Source organism: Streptomyces sp. Isolate_45, assembly GCF_024721315.2.
GTDB lineage: Bacteria > Actinomycetota > Actinomycetes > Streptomycetales > Streptomycetaceae > Streptomyces.
The window spans coordinates 1-13,482 of sequence record NZ_JANFAK020000199.1; the positions used below are offsets into that span (position 1 = coordinate 1).

Annotated in this window: 11 protein-coding genes; 6 read left to right on the forward strand and 5 right to left on the reverse strand. The window is 72.9% G+C overall.

Going from position 1 to position 13,482, the window contains the following annotated elements; translation table 11 throughout:
• Both NOD94_RS36130 and NOD94_RS36135 read left to right on the forward strand, forming a co-directional pair.
• A partial coding sequence (locus NOD94_RS36130) for a CAP domain-containing protein (RefSeq protein WP_281210465.1) occupies positions 1-662 on the forward strand: 662 nt, incomplete at its 5' end.
• 164 nt (positions 663-826) lie between these two features.
• The gene (locus NOD94_RS36135; RefSeq protein ID WP_281210466.1) at positions 827-3,274 is read left to right on the forward strand and encodes a DEAD/DEAH box helicase; all 2,448 of its coding nucleotides are present in this window, start codon (positions 827-829) and stop codon (positions 3,272-3,274) included.
• A gap of 44 nt (positions 3,275-3,318) precedes the next feature.
• Here NOD94_RS36135 and NOD94_RS36140 read toward each other — a convergent pair whose 3' ends face one another.
• Entirely contained in the window at positions 3,319-4,710 is a 1,392-nt protein-coding gene (locus tag NOD94_RS36140) for a glutamate decarboxylase (protein ID WP_281210467.1), read from the reverse strand.
• Positions 4,711-4,986: 276 nt separating this feature from the next.
• Between NOD94_RS36140 and NOD94_RS36145 the strand changes: the two genes are divergently transcribed.
• The gene (locus NOD94_RS36145; RefSeq protein ID WP_281210468.1) at positions 4,987-5,379 is read left to right on the forward strand and encodes a tyrosinase cofactor; all 393 of its coding nucleotides are present in this window, start codon (positions 4,987-4,989) and stop codon (positions 5,377-5,379) included.
• Positions 5,376-6,224, forward strand: a complete 849-nt coding sequence (locus NOD94_RS36150; RefSeq protein WP_281210469.1) for a tyrosinase family protein — start codon at positions 5,376-5,378, stop codon at positions 6,222-6,224. Before NOD94_RS36145 ends, NOD94_RS36150 begins: the two co-directional genes overlap by 4 nt.
• On the opposite strand, the gene NOD94_RS36155 is transcribed toward NOD94_RS36150, so the two are convergent.
• Both NOD94_RS36155 and NOD94_RS36160 read right to left on the reverse strand, forming a co-directional pair.
• Positions 6,179-6,883: a response regulator gene (locus NOD94_RS36155; RefSeq protein ID WP_281210470.1), complete on the reverse strand. Its 705-nt coding sequence runs from the start codon at positions 6,881-6,883 to the stop codon at positions 6,179-6,181. The two genes, NOD94_RS36150 and NOD94_RS36155, sit on opposite strands and share 46 nt — an antisense overlap.
• On the reverse strand, positions 6,880-8,694 hold the full coding sequence (locus NOD94_RS36160; protein WP_348652371.1) for a sensor histidine kinase: 1,815 nt from the start codon (positions 8,692-8,694) through the stop codon (positions 6,880-6,882). The genes NOD94_RS36155 and NOD94_RS36160 overlap by 4 nt, the downstream gene beginning before the upstream one ends.
• A gap of 104 nt (positions 8,695-8,798) precedes the next feature.
• On the opposite strand from NOD94_RS36160, the gene NOD94_RS36165 reads away from it, so the two are divergent.
• Together NOD94_RS36165 and NOD94_RS36170 are read left to right on the forward strand one after the other, a co-directional pair.
• The gene (locus tag NOD94_RS36165) at positions 8,799-10,199 is read left to right on the forward strand and encodes a cation:dicarboxylase symporter family transporter (RefSeq protein ID WP_281210471.1); all 1,401 of its coding nucleotides are present in this window, start codon (positions 8,799-8,801) and stop codon (positions 10,197-10,199) included.
• 291 nt (positions 10,200-10,490) lie between these two features.
• Positions 10,491-12,257 (forward strand): S8 family serine peptidase, encoded by a 1,767-nt coding sequence (locus NOD94_RS36170; RefSeq protein ID WP_281210475.1) that lies wholly within the window; start codon positions 10,491-10,493, stop codon positions 12,255-12,257.
• Positions 12,258-12,429: 172 nt separating this feature from the next.
• On the opposite strand, the gene NOD94_RS36175 is transcribed toward NOD94_RS36170, so the two are convergent.
• Positions 12,430-13,110: a (2Fe-2S)-binding protein gene (locus NOD94_RS36175; RefSeq protein ID WP_281210472.1), complete on the reverse strand. Its 681-nt coding sequence runs from the start codon at positions 13,108-13,110 to the stop codon at positions 12,430-12,432.
• A 30-nt stretch (positions 13,111-13,140) separates the two neighbouring features.
• On the reverse strand, positions 13,141-13,275 hold the full coding sequence (locus tag NOD94_RS36180; RefSeq protein ID WP_281210473.1) for a hypothetical protein: 135 nt from the start codon (positions 13,273-13,275) through the stop codon (positions 13,141-13,143).
• Positions 13,276-13,482: the final 207 nt, after the last annotated feature.

Below are 13,482 nucleotides of genomic sequence, written 5' to 3' on the forward strand. Positions count from 1 at the left end.
GCTCGCTCCCCGGTTCGGGTGACACCGAGGCGACCGGCGCCGCCCCCGCGTCCCCACTGGCGGCCCTGTCGGCGCCCGACACCGGCGCCCCGTCGTCCTCCGGACCGGCGTCCCCCTCCGCCTCGGCTTCCGTGTCGGCGTCCGCCTCACCGTCCGTCCCGGCCTCGCGGTCCGCCTCGCCGTCGCCTTCCGCCGTCAAGTCCTCCTCGGCGGCGCCGTCGCCGTCCCGGAGCACTCCACCGACCACGAAGGCCGCCGCCCCGGCTCCGGCTCCCGCCCCGCAGGGTGTCGTCGGCCAGGTCCTGGCCCTGGCCAACTCCGAACGGGCGGCCGCCGGCTGCGGCCCGCTCAAGGACGACGCGCAGCTGCGCTCGGCCGCGCAGGCCCACTCGGCGGACATGGCGCAGCGGAACTTCTTCTCGCACACCAACCCCGACGGGGTGGACCCGGGGGCACGGACCACGGCGTCCGGGTACCGCTGGTCGACGTACGGCGAGAACATAGCCAAGGGTCAGCAGACCGCGCAGGCGGTGATGGACTCGTGGATGAAGAGCCCGGGGCACCGCGCGAACATCCTCAACTGCTCCTTCAAGGACCTCGGCGTGGGCATGCAGCCGGGCGCCGGCGGCCCCTGGTGGACGCAGAACTTCGGCGCCCGCTAGGGCCTGTCGTCGAACTCCCGGCCGCCTCGCGACGCCCGGCCCTGGGAAGGCCCCGTTGCGGAGTCGCTCCGGCCCGTCCCGCTCAATCCCCTCCCTGACTCAGAATCCGGGCAAGATAGGGCCTGGAGCCGAAGGGGCAGCTGAGAGCGGGCGGGGTGAGAGCGGTGGCGAGGAGGGAACTTCGACCGCACCAGCGCGAAGCCGTGGACGCCGTGGTCCGCGCGCTCCAGCTGCCCGCGGACGGTCGGGTGCCGGAGCGGGGCCTGCGGACCCAGGTGATCATGGCCACCGGGTCCGGCAAGTCCCTCGTCGCGGTCCGCTCCGCCGAGGAGTTGCGGGCGACCCGGGTGCTCGTCCTGGTGCCCTCCCTGGACCTGTTGGTGCAGACGGTGGCCGGCTGGCGCGAGGGGGGCCGCACGGGCCGGGCCTTCGCGGTGTGCTCGTTGCGCGGCGAGGACGTGGGCCTGCCCACGACCACCGACCCCGCCGAGCTGGCCCGGTGGGCCGGCCGGCCCGCGCAGCGGGTGACCGTGTTCGCCACGTACGCCTCGCTGGGCCTGGGCACCATCGAGCGCGCGCACCGGGCGGCCCTGCCGTCCTGGGACCTGATCGTCGTCGACGAGGCCCACCGGACGTCCGGACGGATCGGCAAGCCGTGGGCGGTGGTGCACGACAACACCCGGATCGCGTCCGTCCGGCGGCTCTACATGACGGCGACGCCCCGGGTGTGGCGTGACGGCGAGGACGGGGAGGACGGGTCGGACGGCGAGGAACCGGTCGGCGGCCGGGGCTTGCGGGGCGGGGGCACGCTCGTCGCGTCGATGGAGGACGATCCGCTGGGCCCGTTCGGCGCGCGCTGCCACACCCTCTCGCTGTCGGAGGCCATCGACCGGGGGATCTGCGCCCCCTATCGCGTCGTGTGCGTCGACGTCTCGGATCCCGGGTTCCGCCCGGCGCTGCTGCTGGGTGCGGACGGGCGCTCCGACGAGGTCCGCGGGATGCGGCTGGCGGCGCTGCAGGCGGCGTTGGTCAAGGCCGCGGCGGACCAGGGGTTCCGGCGGACGCTGGTCTTCCACCACCTGACGAAGGAGGCCGAGGCCTTCGCGGCGGGGCTGCCCGCGGTCGCGGCGCGGCTGCGGGCCACGAGCCGGAGCCCGCAGCCCGCGTACCCGCGCACGGTGTGGGCGGACTGGCTGAGCGGGCAGCACGCGGTGGGGCACCGGCGGCGGGTGCTGGAGGCGTTCGCCGACGACCGGATCGCCGACAAGGCCTTCCTCGGGAGCGTCCGGGTGCTGGGCGAGGGCGTGGACACCAAGGAGTGCGACTCCGTCTTCTGGGCCGACGTGCGCGGCTCCATGCCGGACCTGGTGCAGGCGGTCGGCCGGGCGCTGCGGATCCGGCCCGGCGAGGGGAAGGTCGCCTCGCTGGTCGTGCCGGTGCTGTTGGGTCCCGGGGAGAGCCCCGACTCGATGCTCACCTCCCGCGCGTACGGCGACCTCGCGCGGCTGCTCGAAGCGCTGCGGGCGCACGACTCCCGGCTCGTGGAGGCGCTGGCCCAGCCGCAGGCACCCAGCCGCACGCCGGCGCCCCCGGGTGCGGCGGGGCCGGGTACCGGTCCCGGCCCGGGGGCCGAGGCCCTGCTGAGCTTCTCCACGCCCCACGACCCGGCTCTGCTGGCGGCGTTCATCCGGCTGCGCGTGCTGAACCCGGAGCACACGCGGTGGCGGCGGGGCGCGGAGGCGGCCCGGGTCTACGCCGCCGCGGCCGGGGACCTGAAGGTGCCGTTCGCCTACAAGGTCCCCGAGGCGGAGGGGACGCCGGCGGCCCTGGTGGGGTTTCCGCTCGGCCAGTGGATCGCCGACGCGCGGCGCACGTACCGCAGGGGCGCGCTGGGCCGGGACCGGACGCTGGAACTGGACGAACTCGGCATGGTGTGGAACCACTTCGACGTGGCCTTCGAGGAGGGCCTCGCGGCGGCCCGGGCCTGGGCCGCCGGCCACGGGCACCTGTTGCCGCCGGTGGAGGCGACCTGGCGCGGGGTGCCGGTCGGGGTGTGGGTCAAGAACAACCGGGCCGCCGCCCGCCGGAAGGGGCCCGGGGCGCTGTCGCAGGAGCGGCGGGAGGCACTGGAGGAGATCGATCCCTCCTGGTGTCCGACCTGGGACATCGGCTGGCAGCGGGCCTTCCTGCTGACCCGGGCACATCTGGACGCGGGCGGCACGATGCCCCTGGAGCCCGGCCGGGTGGTGGTCCAGGGCGAGGACCTGGGCCGGTGGGTCCGGGCCCAGCGGCTGGGCTGGGCCCGGCTGGCGTGGGCCCAGCGGTGGCTGTTGGAGCACACGCTGGGCCTCGCCCCCGCGGCCGCGGCGGAACGTCCCCCGCCGCGCCGCAGCCACGCGGCGGCCTGGGCCGAGCACCTTGAGGCCGCCCGACGGTTCCACGCCCGGGAGGGGCACCTGGGTGTGCCCCGTACGCACGTGGAACCGCTCGACGGCCACGAGGTGCGGCTCGGCGCGTGGATCGCGAACCAGCGCGCCCGGGCCGGGAGCCTCGCCCCGGACCGGGCGGCCGCCCTGACCGCCCTCGGCATGCGCTGGTCGGCGTCCCGCTGATCCGGGCCGTCCGACGATGGTGACGCGTCGAAGGCGGCCTTGCCTCAGTGGTGGAAGCCGGACCGGGGTTCGGTGGTGGGAACCGACTGCGGGTGGGCCGTGAGGTGTTCCACGGCCCGGCGCAGGTCGCCGACGAGCAGGGCGATCTGGTCCCGGGTCACCCCGTGGCGGATCAGGACGCGTTGGATGACGGTGTCCTGGCGGTCGGCGGGCAGCGGGTACGAGGGCACCTGCCAGCCGCGCATCCGCAGCCGGTCGGAGAGGTCGTAGAGGGTGAATCCGGCGCCCGCCGGGTCGGCGAGGGTGTACGAGACGGCGGGCAGGGCGCCCTCCCCGTCGTAGAGCAGGGTGAAGGCCCCGATGTCGGCGATCTGCCCGGCCAGGTAGCGGGCGGTGTCGGCGCAGGCCTGCTGGACGCGCCGGTAGCCCTCGCGGCCCAGGCGCAGGAACAGGTAGTACTGGGCGATGACCTCGCCACCGGGCCGGGAGAAGTTGAGGGCGAAGGTCGGCATGTCGCCGCCGAGGTAGTCCACGTCGAAGACGAGGTCGGCGGGCAGCAGGTCCGCGGTGCGCCACACGATCCAGCCGACGCCGAGCGGTGCCAGGCCGTACTTGTGGCCGGAGGTGTTGATGGAGGCCACGCGCGGCAGCCGGAAGTCCCACACCACGTCGGGGTGGAGGAAGGGGGCGACGAAACCGCCGCTGGCGCCGTCCACGTGGATCGGGACGTCCCAGCCGTGCTCGGCCTGGATCCGGTCGAGTTCGGCGGAGAGTTCGGCGACGGGTTCGTAGTCGCAGGTGTAGGTGACGCCGAGGATGGCGACGACCCCGATGGTGTTCTCGTCGACGTGCTCGGCGAGCTGGTGCGGGAGCAGGCCGGTGGCTCCGGGCTCCAGGGGGACCTGCCGGAGCTCGACGTCGAAGTACCGGCCGAACTTCTCCCAGCAGATCTGTACGGGGCCGCACACCAGGTTGGGGCGGTCCGCGGGCTTGCCCTCCGCACGGCGCCGGGCCCGCCAGCGCCACTTGAGGGCGAGGCCGCCGAGCATGGCCGCCTCGCTGGAGCCGGTGGTGGAGCAGCCGGTGCCCGCGGTCCCGGCCGGGGCGTTCCAGAGGTCGGCCAGGATGTTGACGCAGCGGGCCTCGATCTCGGCCGTCTGGGGGTACTCGTCCTTGTCGATCATGTTCTTGTCGAGGCACTCGTTCATCAGGCGGTGCACGCCGTCGTCCGACCAGGTGGTGCAGAAGGTGGCCAGGTTCTGGGCGGCGTTGCCGTCGAGGAGCAGCTCGTCGTGGAGAAGCGAGTAGACGACCTCGGAGGGCGAGGGTTCGTCGGGCATGCGGAACTTCGGAAGGATCTGACCGCTCAGGACGGACGCGAACACGTCCACGTCGGCGTCCCGGGATTGCGCGTCCTTCGTCTCATGAAGAGCCATATCCGGACTATACGGTGCAGATGGCCATGAATCCGGCTTCCCCCACGAGGGTTCGCGTCGCAGCTTCCGGCCGAGTATGCGATGTGATCCCCTCCATAGGAACCCGGCTTCGCCGCAAGAATTACTGGCGAGTAGCATATGTCCCGTAGATTTTCCGGTCGAGGCCGCCGGGGTCCGTCAGGACGGGAAGATCGGCTCAATCGTTTTATATGAAACTTATCGCGCGATGTCCGGATACCGGTCAACTGCCCCCGCTGTCCTGATAGTTCTACGGCCATGAACAAGATCACCCGCCGGCAGGCCTTGGGCACCACTGCCGGCGCACTCACCGTCCTCGGCCTCGCGGGCGCCACCGCGCACGCCGCCGCCACCGACTCCCGGGCCGCCGCCACCCCCGCCGGCACCGTCGACGAGGTGTACAAGGGCCGACGCATCCAGATAGCCCCCGGCCAGGGCGGCCACCACGGCGGCCACCACTCCCCCGGCATGCCGACCGTCCGCATAGACGGCCGCGAACTCCACGTCATGCGCAACGCCGACGGCACCTGGATCAGCGTGGTCAACCACTACGAGACGTTCGCGGATCCGACCTCGCTGGCCCGCGCCGCCGTGCGCGAGCTGCAGGGCGCCGTCCTCGCGCCGTTCGCACCGATGGGGGGCACGGCATGACCGTCCGCAAGAACCAGGCCGCGCTGACCCCCGAGGAGAAGCGCGCCTTCACCAACGCGCTGCTCGAACTGAAGCGCAGCGGCCGCTACGACCGCTTCGTGACCACCCACAACGGGTTCATCATGAGCGACACCGACTCGGGCGACCGGGTGGGCCACCGCTCGCCGTCCTTCCTGCCCTGGCACCGCCGCTTTCTGCTCGAGTTCGAGGCGGCTCTTCAGGCGGTGGACGCGAGCGTGGCGATCCCGTACTGGGACTGGAGCGTCGACCGCACCACCCGCTCCTCCCTCTGGGCCGCCGACTTCCTCGGCGGAACCGGCCGGGCCCGCGACGGACAGGTCCTCGACGGACCGTTCGCCTACGCGACCGGCAAGTGGGACGTGAACGTCCGCGTGGACGGGCGCAACTACCTGCGCCGGGCCCTGGGCAGTGGGGTTGCCGAGCTGCCGACCAAGGCCGAGGTGGACGCCGTGCTGGCCATGCCCGTCTACGACATGGCCCCCTGGAACAGCTCCTCGAACGGCTTCCGCAACAACCTGGAGGGCTGGCGCGGCGCCAACCTCCACAACCGGGTGCACGTGTGGGTCGGCGGCCAGATGGCCACCGGCGTCTCCCCCAACGACCCCGTCTTCTGGATGCACCACGCGTTCATCGACAAGCTGTGGGCCGATTGGCAGACCCGCCACCCGCAGTCCACGTACCTCCCGGCCGCCGGCACGCCGAACGTGGTGGACCTGCGCGACACGATGCGGCCGTGGAACGACGTGACCCCGGCCGACATGTTGGACCACCGGAAGTTCTACACGTTCGACACCGAACCCGTCGCGGCGGGCAGCCAGCGGTAGTGCAGTTCAGGGCGGCCGACCTGGCCGTACCGGGGGGCCCGGTCCGCGCGACCGGTGTCCACCAGGTGCTCCAGGTAACGCCGGGCGGTGATCCGGGACGTCCCGGCCGCCTCGGCCGCCCCCGCGGCGGTGAGCCCGTCGGGCGCCGCCCGCAGCAGCGCCGCGACCCGGTCCAGGGTCGGGGCGCTGAGCCCCTTGGGCAGTTCCGCCGGACCGGGCGCGCGCAGTGCGGCGAGCGCCCGGTCCACGTCGTCCTGACCGGCCGCCTCGCCCGCCGCCGCACGGAACTCCGCGTAGCGCAGCAGCCGTTCGCGCAGCGTCGGGAAGGCGAAGGGCTTCAGTACGTACTGCACGATGCCCAGGGAGACGCTTTCCCGGACCACTGCCAGGTCCCGCGCCGAGGTCACCGCGATCACATCGGCGGGGTGGCCGGAGGCACGCAGTCCGCGCGCGAAACGCAGGCCGTGGCCGTCCGGCAGGGTGAGGTCGAGGAGCAGCAGGTCGATCCGGGTCCGCTCCAGGGCGCGGGTGGCCTCGGCCAGCGTATGGACGACGGCGACGACGGTGAAACCGGGGACCCGGCCGACGTAGAGCGCGTGCGCGTCGGCGGCCACCGGATCGTCCTCGACGACGAGGACCCGTACCTGCGGGGCGCTCATGCCGGGCCCTCCCCACCACGCCGCTGACCGGGTATCCGAACGGTCGCCCCGCCCGGGGCGGGCGGATCCTGCGCGGCCCGGTCGGCATCCGGTTCCCGACCGTGCCCCGACTCGCGTCCACCACCCGGCTCGCGCCCGGGGTCCGTCACCGCCGCCGGTTCCGATTCCGGTTCCGGTTCCGGTTCCGGGGTCGGCCGAGGATCCGAGTTGGATTCCGGTTCCGGGGCCGACGGCAGCCGTACGGTGAACTCCGCGCCGTACCCCGAGGTGCCGACCGCGGCGTCCGCGGCGCCGCCGTGCCGGTGCGCCACCTGTCGGACCAGCGCGAGACCCAGCCCGCGCCCCTCCCCCTTGCCGGACCAGCCGCGCCGGAAGACGTCCACCCCGTCGGGCAGCCCCGGGCCGTTGTCGGAGACCCGCAGGAACAGCCCGCCGGCCTCCCGGCGCACGGTTACGGCGATCCGCCCTCCCGGGACTCCGGTGAGGGCGTCGACGGCGTTGTCGATGAGGTTGCCGAGCACCGTGACGAGGTCCCGGGCCGGCGGGATCCCCGGCGCCCCGTCCACGGGCCCGCTGTCCGGGGTGACGACCAACTCGATGCCGCGCTCGTGCGCCTGCGCGGCCTTGCCCAGGAGCAGGGCCACCAGCACCGGTTCGCCCACGGCGGTGACCACCTCGTCGGTCAGGGCCTGGGCCAACTCCAGTTCGGCGGTGGCGAAGTCCACCGCCTCGTCGCTGCGGCCGAGTTCGATGAGGGAGACCACCGTGTGCAGACGGTTGGCCGCCTCGTGCGCCTGGGAGCGCAGGGCCTGCGTGAACGCCCGCTCGTGATCCAACTCCCCTGTCAGGGACTGGAGTTCGGTATGGTCACGCAGGGTCACCACCGTGCCCCGGCGGCCACCGCCCGCGACCGGCGAACTGTTGACGACGAGTACCCGTTGGGCGCTGAGGTGCACCTCGTCGACCCGGGGCCGGTCGGATAGCAGGGCGCCCGTCAGCGGGGCGGGCAGTCCGAGGTCGGCCACCCCTCTGCCGGTGACCTCGTCGTGCAGGTCGAGGAGTTCGCGGCCCGCGTCGTTGATGAGGGTGATCCTGCGCTGCCCGTCGAGCATCAGCAGCCCCTCCCGGACCCCGTGCAGGGCCGCCTGGTGGTAGTCGTACATCCGGCTCAGTTCGGCGGCGTTCATGCCGTGGGTGTGCCGGCGCAGCCGGGCGTTCACGACGTACGTACCCACCGCGCCGAGGGCCAGTGCCCCGGCCGCCCACCATGCCAGGGCGGAGAGCTGCGCCGCCAGCCGGTCGCTGACCGCGCGGACGGTGATGCCCGCGCTGACCAGCCCGGTGATGCGACCGTCCCGGTCCGTCAGCGGGGTGACGACGCGGATCGAGGGGCCGAGGGTGCCGGTGTAGGTCTCGCTGAAGGTCTCGCCGCGCAGCGCGGGGGCGGTGTTACCGAGGAAGCGCTCGCCGATGCGGCGCGGGTCGGGGTGGGTCCAGCGCCTCCCGTCCGGGGTCATGATCGTCACGAAGTCGACTCCCGAGTCGGTCCGCACCCGCTCCGCGTAGGGCTGGAGCGCGGCGGAGGGGTCGGCCCCGGGCGCGGCGGCGCCGACGGCCTCCTGCACGGACGGCGAGTCGGCGACGGCCCGGGCCACGGCCCCGGCCTGCCGCCGGGCGGCGTCCTCGGCCTGGCCCCGGGCGGCGGCGTAGGCGAAGACCGCGCATCCGGCGACGACGACGGCGACCAGCAGGACCTGCATCGCGAACAGCTGGCCGGCGAGGCTCCGGGGAGGTCGGGGGAAGCGGAACATGGCGCTCAGTGTGCACCCGGCCGTGAACTCAATGAACGCAAGGGTGACCGGGGTCACATGCTGGGCGATGGTCTCCCGGAACGCATTCACCACCAGGAGGCGACGTGGCCGCCAGACGCGACAAGACGCACTACCTCTACATCGCGGTGATCGCCGCGGTGCTCCTCGGCATCGCCGTCGGCTTCGCCGCACCCGGCGTGGCCGTGGAGCTCAAGCCGCTGGGCACCGGCTTCGTGAACCTCATCAAGATGATGATCTCGCCCGTGATCTTCTGCACGATCGTGTTGGGCATCGGATCGGTGCGCAAGGCCGCCAAGGTGGGGGCGGTGGGCGGACTCGCCCTCGGCTACTTCATGGTCATGTCCACGGTCGCACTGGCCATCGGGCTGCTCGTGGGCAACCTGCTGGAGCCGGGCAGCGGCCTGCACCTGACCGAGGCGGTGCGCAGCGCCGGCGAGGCCCAGGCCAAGGCGGGCGGGGCGGAGAGCACCCCGGAGTTCCTGCTCGGGATCATCCCGACCACCCTGGTCTCGGCCTTCACCGGGGGCGAGGTGCTCCAGACGCTGCTGGTGGCCCTGCTCTGCGGGTTCGCGCTCCAGGCCATGGGAACGACGGGCGAACCGCTCCTGCGCGGCATCGGCCACGTCCAGAGGCTGGTCTTCCGCATCCTCGCCATGATCATGTGGGTGGCCCCGGTGGGCGCCTTCGGTGCCATCGCCGCGGTGGTCGGGGCCACGGGCGTCGACGCGCTCAAGTCCCTCGCCGTCATCATGATCGGCTTCTACCTGACCTGCGTGCTCTTCGTCTTCGTCGTCCTGGGCACCCTGCTCAGGGTCTGTACGGGCATCAGCGTCTTCGCGCTCCTGCGCTACCTGGGCCGGGAGTTCCTCCTGATCCTCTCCACCTCCTCCTCGGAGTCGGCGCTGCCGCGGCTGATCGCCAAGATGGAACACCTCGGCGTGTCCCGGCCGGTCACCGGGATCACCGTCCCGACCGGGTACTCCTTCAACCTGGACGGCACCGCGATCTACCTGACGATGTCGTCGCTGTTCGTGGCCGAGGCCATGGGCGAACCGCTCGCGCTGGGCGAGCAGATCTCCCTGCTGCTCTTCATGATCGTGGCCTCGAAGGGAGCCGCCGGGGTCACCGGGGCGGGCCTGGCCACCCTCGCGGGCGGGCTCCAGTCGCACCGGCCGGAACTGGTCGACGGAGTGGGGCTCATCGTCGGGATCGACCGCTTCATGAGCGAGGCCCGGGCCCTGACGAACTTCGCGGGCAACGCGATCGCCACCGTACTCATCGGGACGTGGACGAAGGAGTTCGACCGCGAGCGCGCCACCGAGGTCCTCGCGGGCCGGACCCCCTTCGACGAGTCCACGCTCGTGGACGACCACGCCCCGGAGCCGGGCGCACCGCAAACCCCGCTGCCCGCACCGTCGTCCGACCACCCGGACACGTCCGGCGACGGCACCCGGGCGGTCACCAAGGACGGCGTCCCGGCCTAGGGCCCGACCCCCGCGGTCGGGATTCGTGCCGCGACGACCGGTACGTCCGGTACGAATCCGCCGAAGTCGGCCGGACAGGGCTCGCCCCCACGGCGCCCTGCCCGGCCGACGACTGTTTTCAGCCATCGGCCCGCCAATTCTGCTGCGGTAAAAGGTACTTCCCTACGGGGCCGCGCGTCTGACATCTTGCGTCCACCACTCGTTTCGTACGGCCCGGTAGGCGCCATCAGCGCCACCGGGTCATCGGAGGACGCATTGATACCCCACATATCCAGCCGACCTCGACGTACCCTGGCGCTGGCCACCGCACTCGGTGCGGCCCTCGTCTTCGGAGCCCCCGCCGCGTTCGCGGGCACCGACCCGGTCTCCCCCGCCCCGTCCGCCCCCGCTGCCATGGCCAAGTCCGCGGCGCCCGCTTCCCAGAGTGCGACCTGGGCCGCCGGCACCCGCGCCTACCTGGTGATCACCGCTCCCGGTGACAGCACGGCGGTCCGCAACGCCGTGACCGCCAACGGCGGCACGGTCTTCGCGAACTACGACGCCATCGGCGTCATCGTCGCCCACTCCGCCTCCGGTTCCTTCGCGGCCACCATGCGCGGCGTGAGCGGCGTCCAGCAGGTCGGCGCCACCCGTACGTCGGACGTACCGGCGGACGCCTACAACCCGGCCCTGCCCGCCAATCCGGCGCAGTCCAGCACTCCGGCGGGCGAGCCGGTCCGCGTCGACATGACGCAGATCAAGGCCGACCAGGCCTGGGCCGTCACCACCGGTTCCCCGACCGTCAAGGTCGGCATCCTGGACACCGGTGTCGACGACCAGCACCAGGACCTGGCGCCGAACTTCAACGCGGCGGACTCCGCGTCCTGCGCGTACGGCAAGGCCGACACCCGCACCGGCTCCTGGCGGGACGTGGGCACCCACGGCACCCACGTGGCGGGTACGGTCGCAGCCGCCAAGAACGGCAAGGGCGTCATCGGTGTCGCCCCGGGCGTGAAGATCTCCTCGGTGCGCATCGCGGAGCCGGGCTCCTCGCTCTTCTTCGCCGAGAACACCGTCTGCGGCTTCATGTGGGCCGGTGACCACGGCTTCAAGGTCACCAACAACAGCTACTACACCGACCCGTGGCAGTTCAACTGCCCGGACAACGCCGACCAGGCCGCGATCATCGAGGGCGTCAAGCGCGCCCAGGAGTACGCGGAGAGCAAGGGCTCGCTCCAGGTCGCCGCGGCCGGAAACAGCAACCTGGACCTGGCCAACAAGACGACCGACACCGAGAGCCCGAACGACTCGACGCCGGTCACCCGCACCATCACCAACGCCTGCCTGGACATCCCGACCGAGCTCCCGGGCGTGGTCACGGTTTCGGCGATGGGCACCACCGCGAAGGCCTCGTACTCCAACTACGGCCTGAACGTGGTCGACGTGACGGCTCCCGGCGGCGACGCCACCGGCATCCACAGCACCCTGCCGGGCGGCAAGTACGGCAGCATGAGCGGCACCTCGATGGCCTCCCCGCACGTCGCCGGTGTGGCGGCGCTGCTGGCGAGCACCAACCCGGGCATCACCCCGGCGCAGCTGCGCGACAAGCTGGCCACCCAGGCCAACGACGTCGCCTGCCCGTCGGACAGCCGCTGCAAGGGCACCACCGCCAAGAACGGCTTCTTCGGCGAGGGTCAGGTCGACGCCCTGAAGGCGGTCGGGTCCACCCCGCCGCCCGGCAAGTACTTCGAGAACGCGGCCGACGTCGCCATCGGTGACAACACCACGGTCGAGAGCGCCGTCACCGTCAGCGGGGTGACCGGCAACGCGCCGGCGGCCCTCAAGGTCGGCGTGAACATCGTCCACACCTACGTCGGTGACCTGAAGGTCGACCTCGTCGCCCCCGACGGCTCCGTCTACACGGTCCACAACCGCGCCGGCGGCAGCACCGACAACATCAACCAGACCTACACCGTCAACGCCTCCTCCGAGGTCGCGAACGGCACCTGGAAGCTGCGCGTCAACGACAACGCCGGCGGCGACACCGGCAGGATCGACTCCTGGAACCTGACCTTCTAACGGGGTCGGGAGGCTGGAGCGGAACGGCGTCCCGAGGACGCGGTACGTCCTCCGGCCGGTCGAGGACGACATCGCGGTGATGCCGCGGGGCCATCGGGGAGCAGTGCGACTGCCCCCGGTGGCCTGCGTCGTTTTCACCTACGCGCGCAGCAAATAGCACAGCCGCCCGCGCTCACCTCCGGCGCGTGCGCAGGACGCAGTCGCCGCAGAAGCCGCCGCCCGGGACCTGGTAGTAGAGGCAGCAACTGCGTCGGACGAAGGCCACGCCCAGGCCCTCCTCGTGGATGAAGGTGCCGGAGCCGGCCAGGGGTCCGCCGTCGGCGAGCAGGGCGCCGGCCAGGTCGACGGCGGGACCGCCCTCGACCCGGTCGAGCAGGACGCGCAGGGCTCCGACGAGTCCGGACGCCGCGTTGCCGCGCAGGACCTTCACCGACACCCCGAACCGCTCGCGCAGTGGGGTCTCCAGGAGGCCCAGGTTGCCGAGGACGGTCTCCCCCACTGCCCCGGCGGGCAGTTCGCCCGGCTCGGGGAGCCACAGTTCCATCGAGCCCGCGTCGGGCAGCCGCCACCGGACCCGGTCGGCGGCCAGGTCCGGCACCCTACCCGTCAGCGCGGCGCAACCCAGGCCGATCGACCACAGCCGCGAGGCGATCCCGAACTGGGCGGTGGAGGCCGCCACCCGGTCGGGGCCGCTGCCGATCCGGCGGCCCACCTCGCCGACCCAGGGGCCGAGGTGCTCCCCGTACAGCTCGGTGAGCGGCCGGAAGCCGGGCCCGGGCGGTTCCTTGCCGTACGGCACGGCGAAGAACGGCCCGACGGCGGCCAGTTCCCGCAATGCGTCGTCCATGTCCATGACCCGGATGATCTCAGGGCGGAAGGGGGGTCAGCCGGCCGGGGAGTGGGCAGCCACCTCGAAGTCGGACATGTCGAGGCCGCCCTCCTTCGTGTCGTCGTCGGCGAACACGAAGGATTCGATCGGTACGTCCGCTCCGCGCTGAGCCGGGCCACCGGTGTACACGCGTGACCAGCGACCGTTGCTGCTGTCGACGGTGGAGTACGGCGGGGACCGCTACCGGCTGCGCACCACCCTCCGGACAGACTGACACGGCACGCCCGTGGGGGGGGGGGGGGGGGGGGGCGGGGGGGGCGCGCGCCGCCCCCCCCCCCCCCGGGGGGGGGGGGGGGGGGGGGGGGGGGGGGGGGGGGGGGGGGCCCCGGGGGTTTG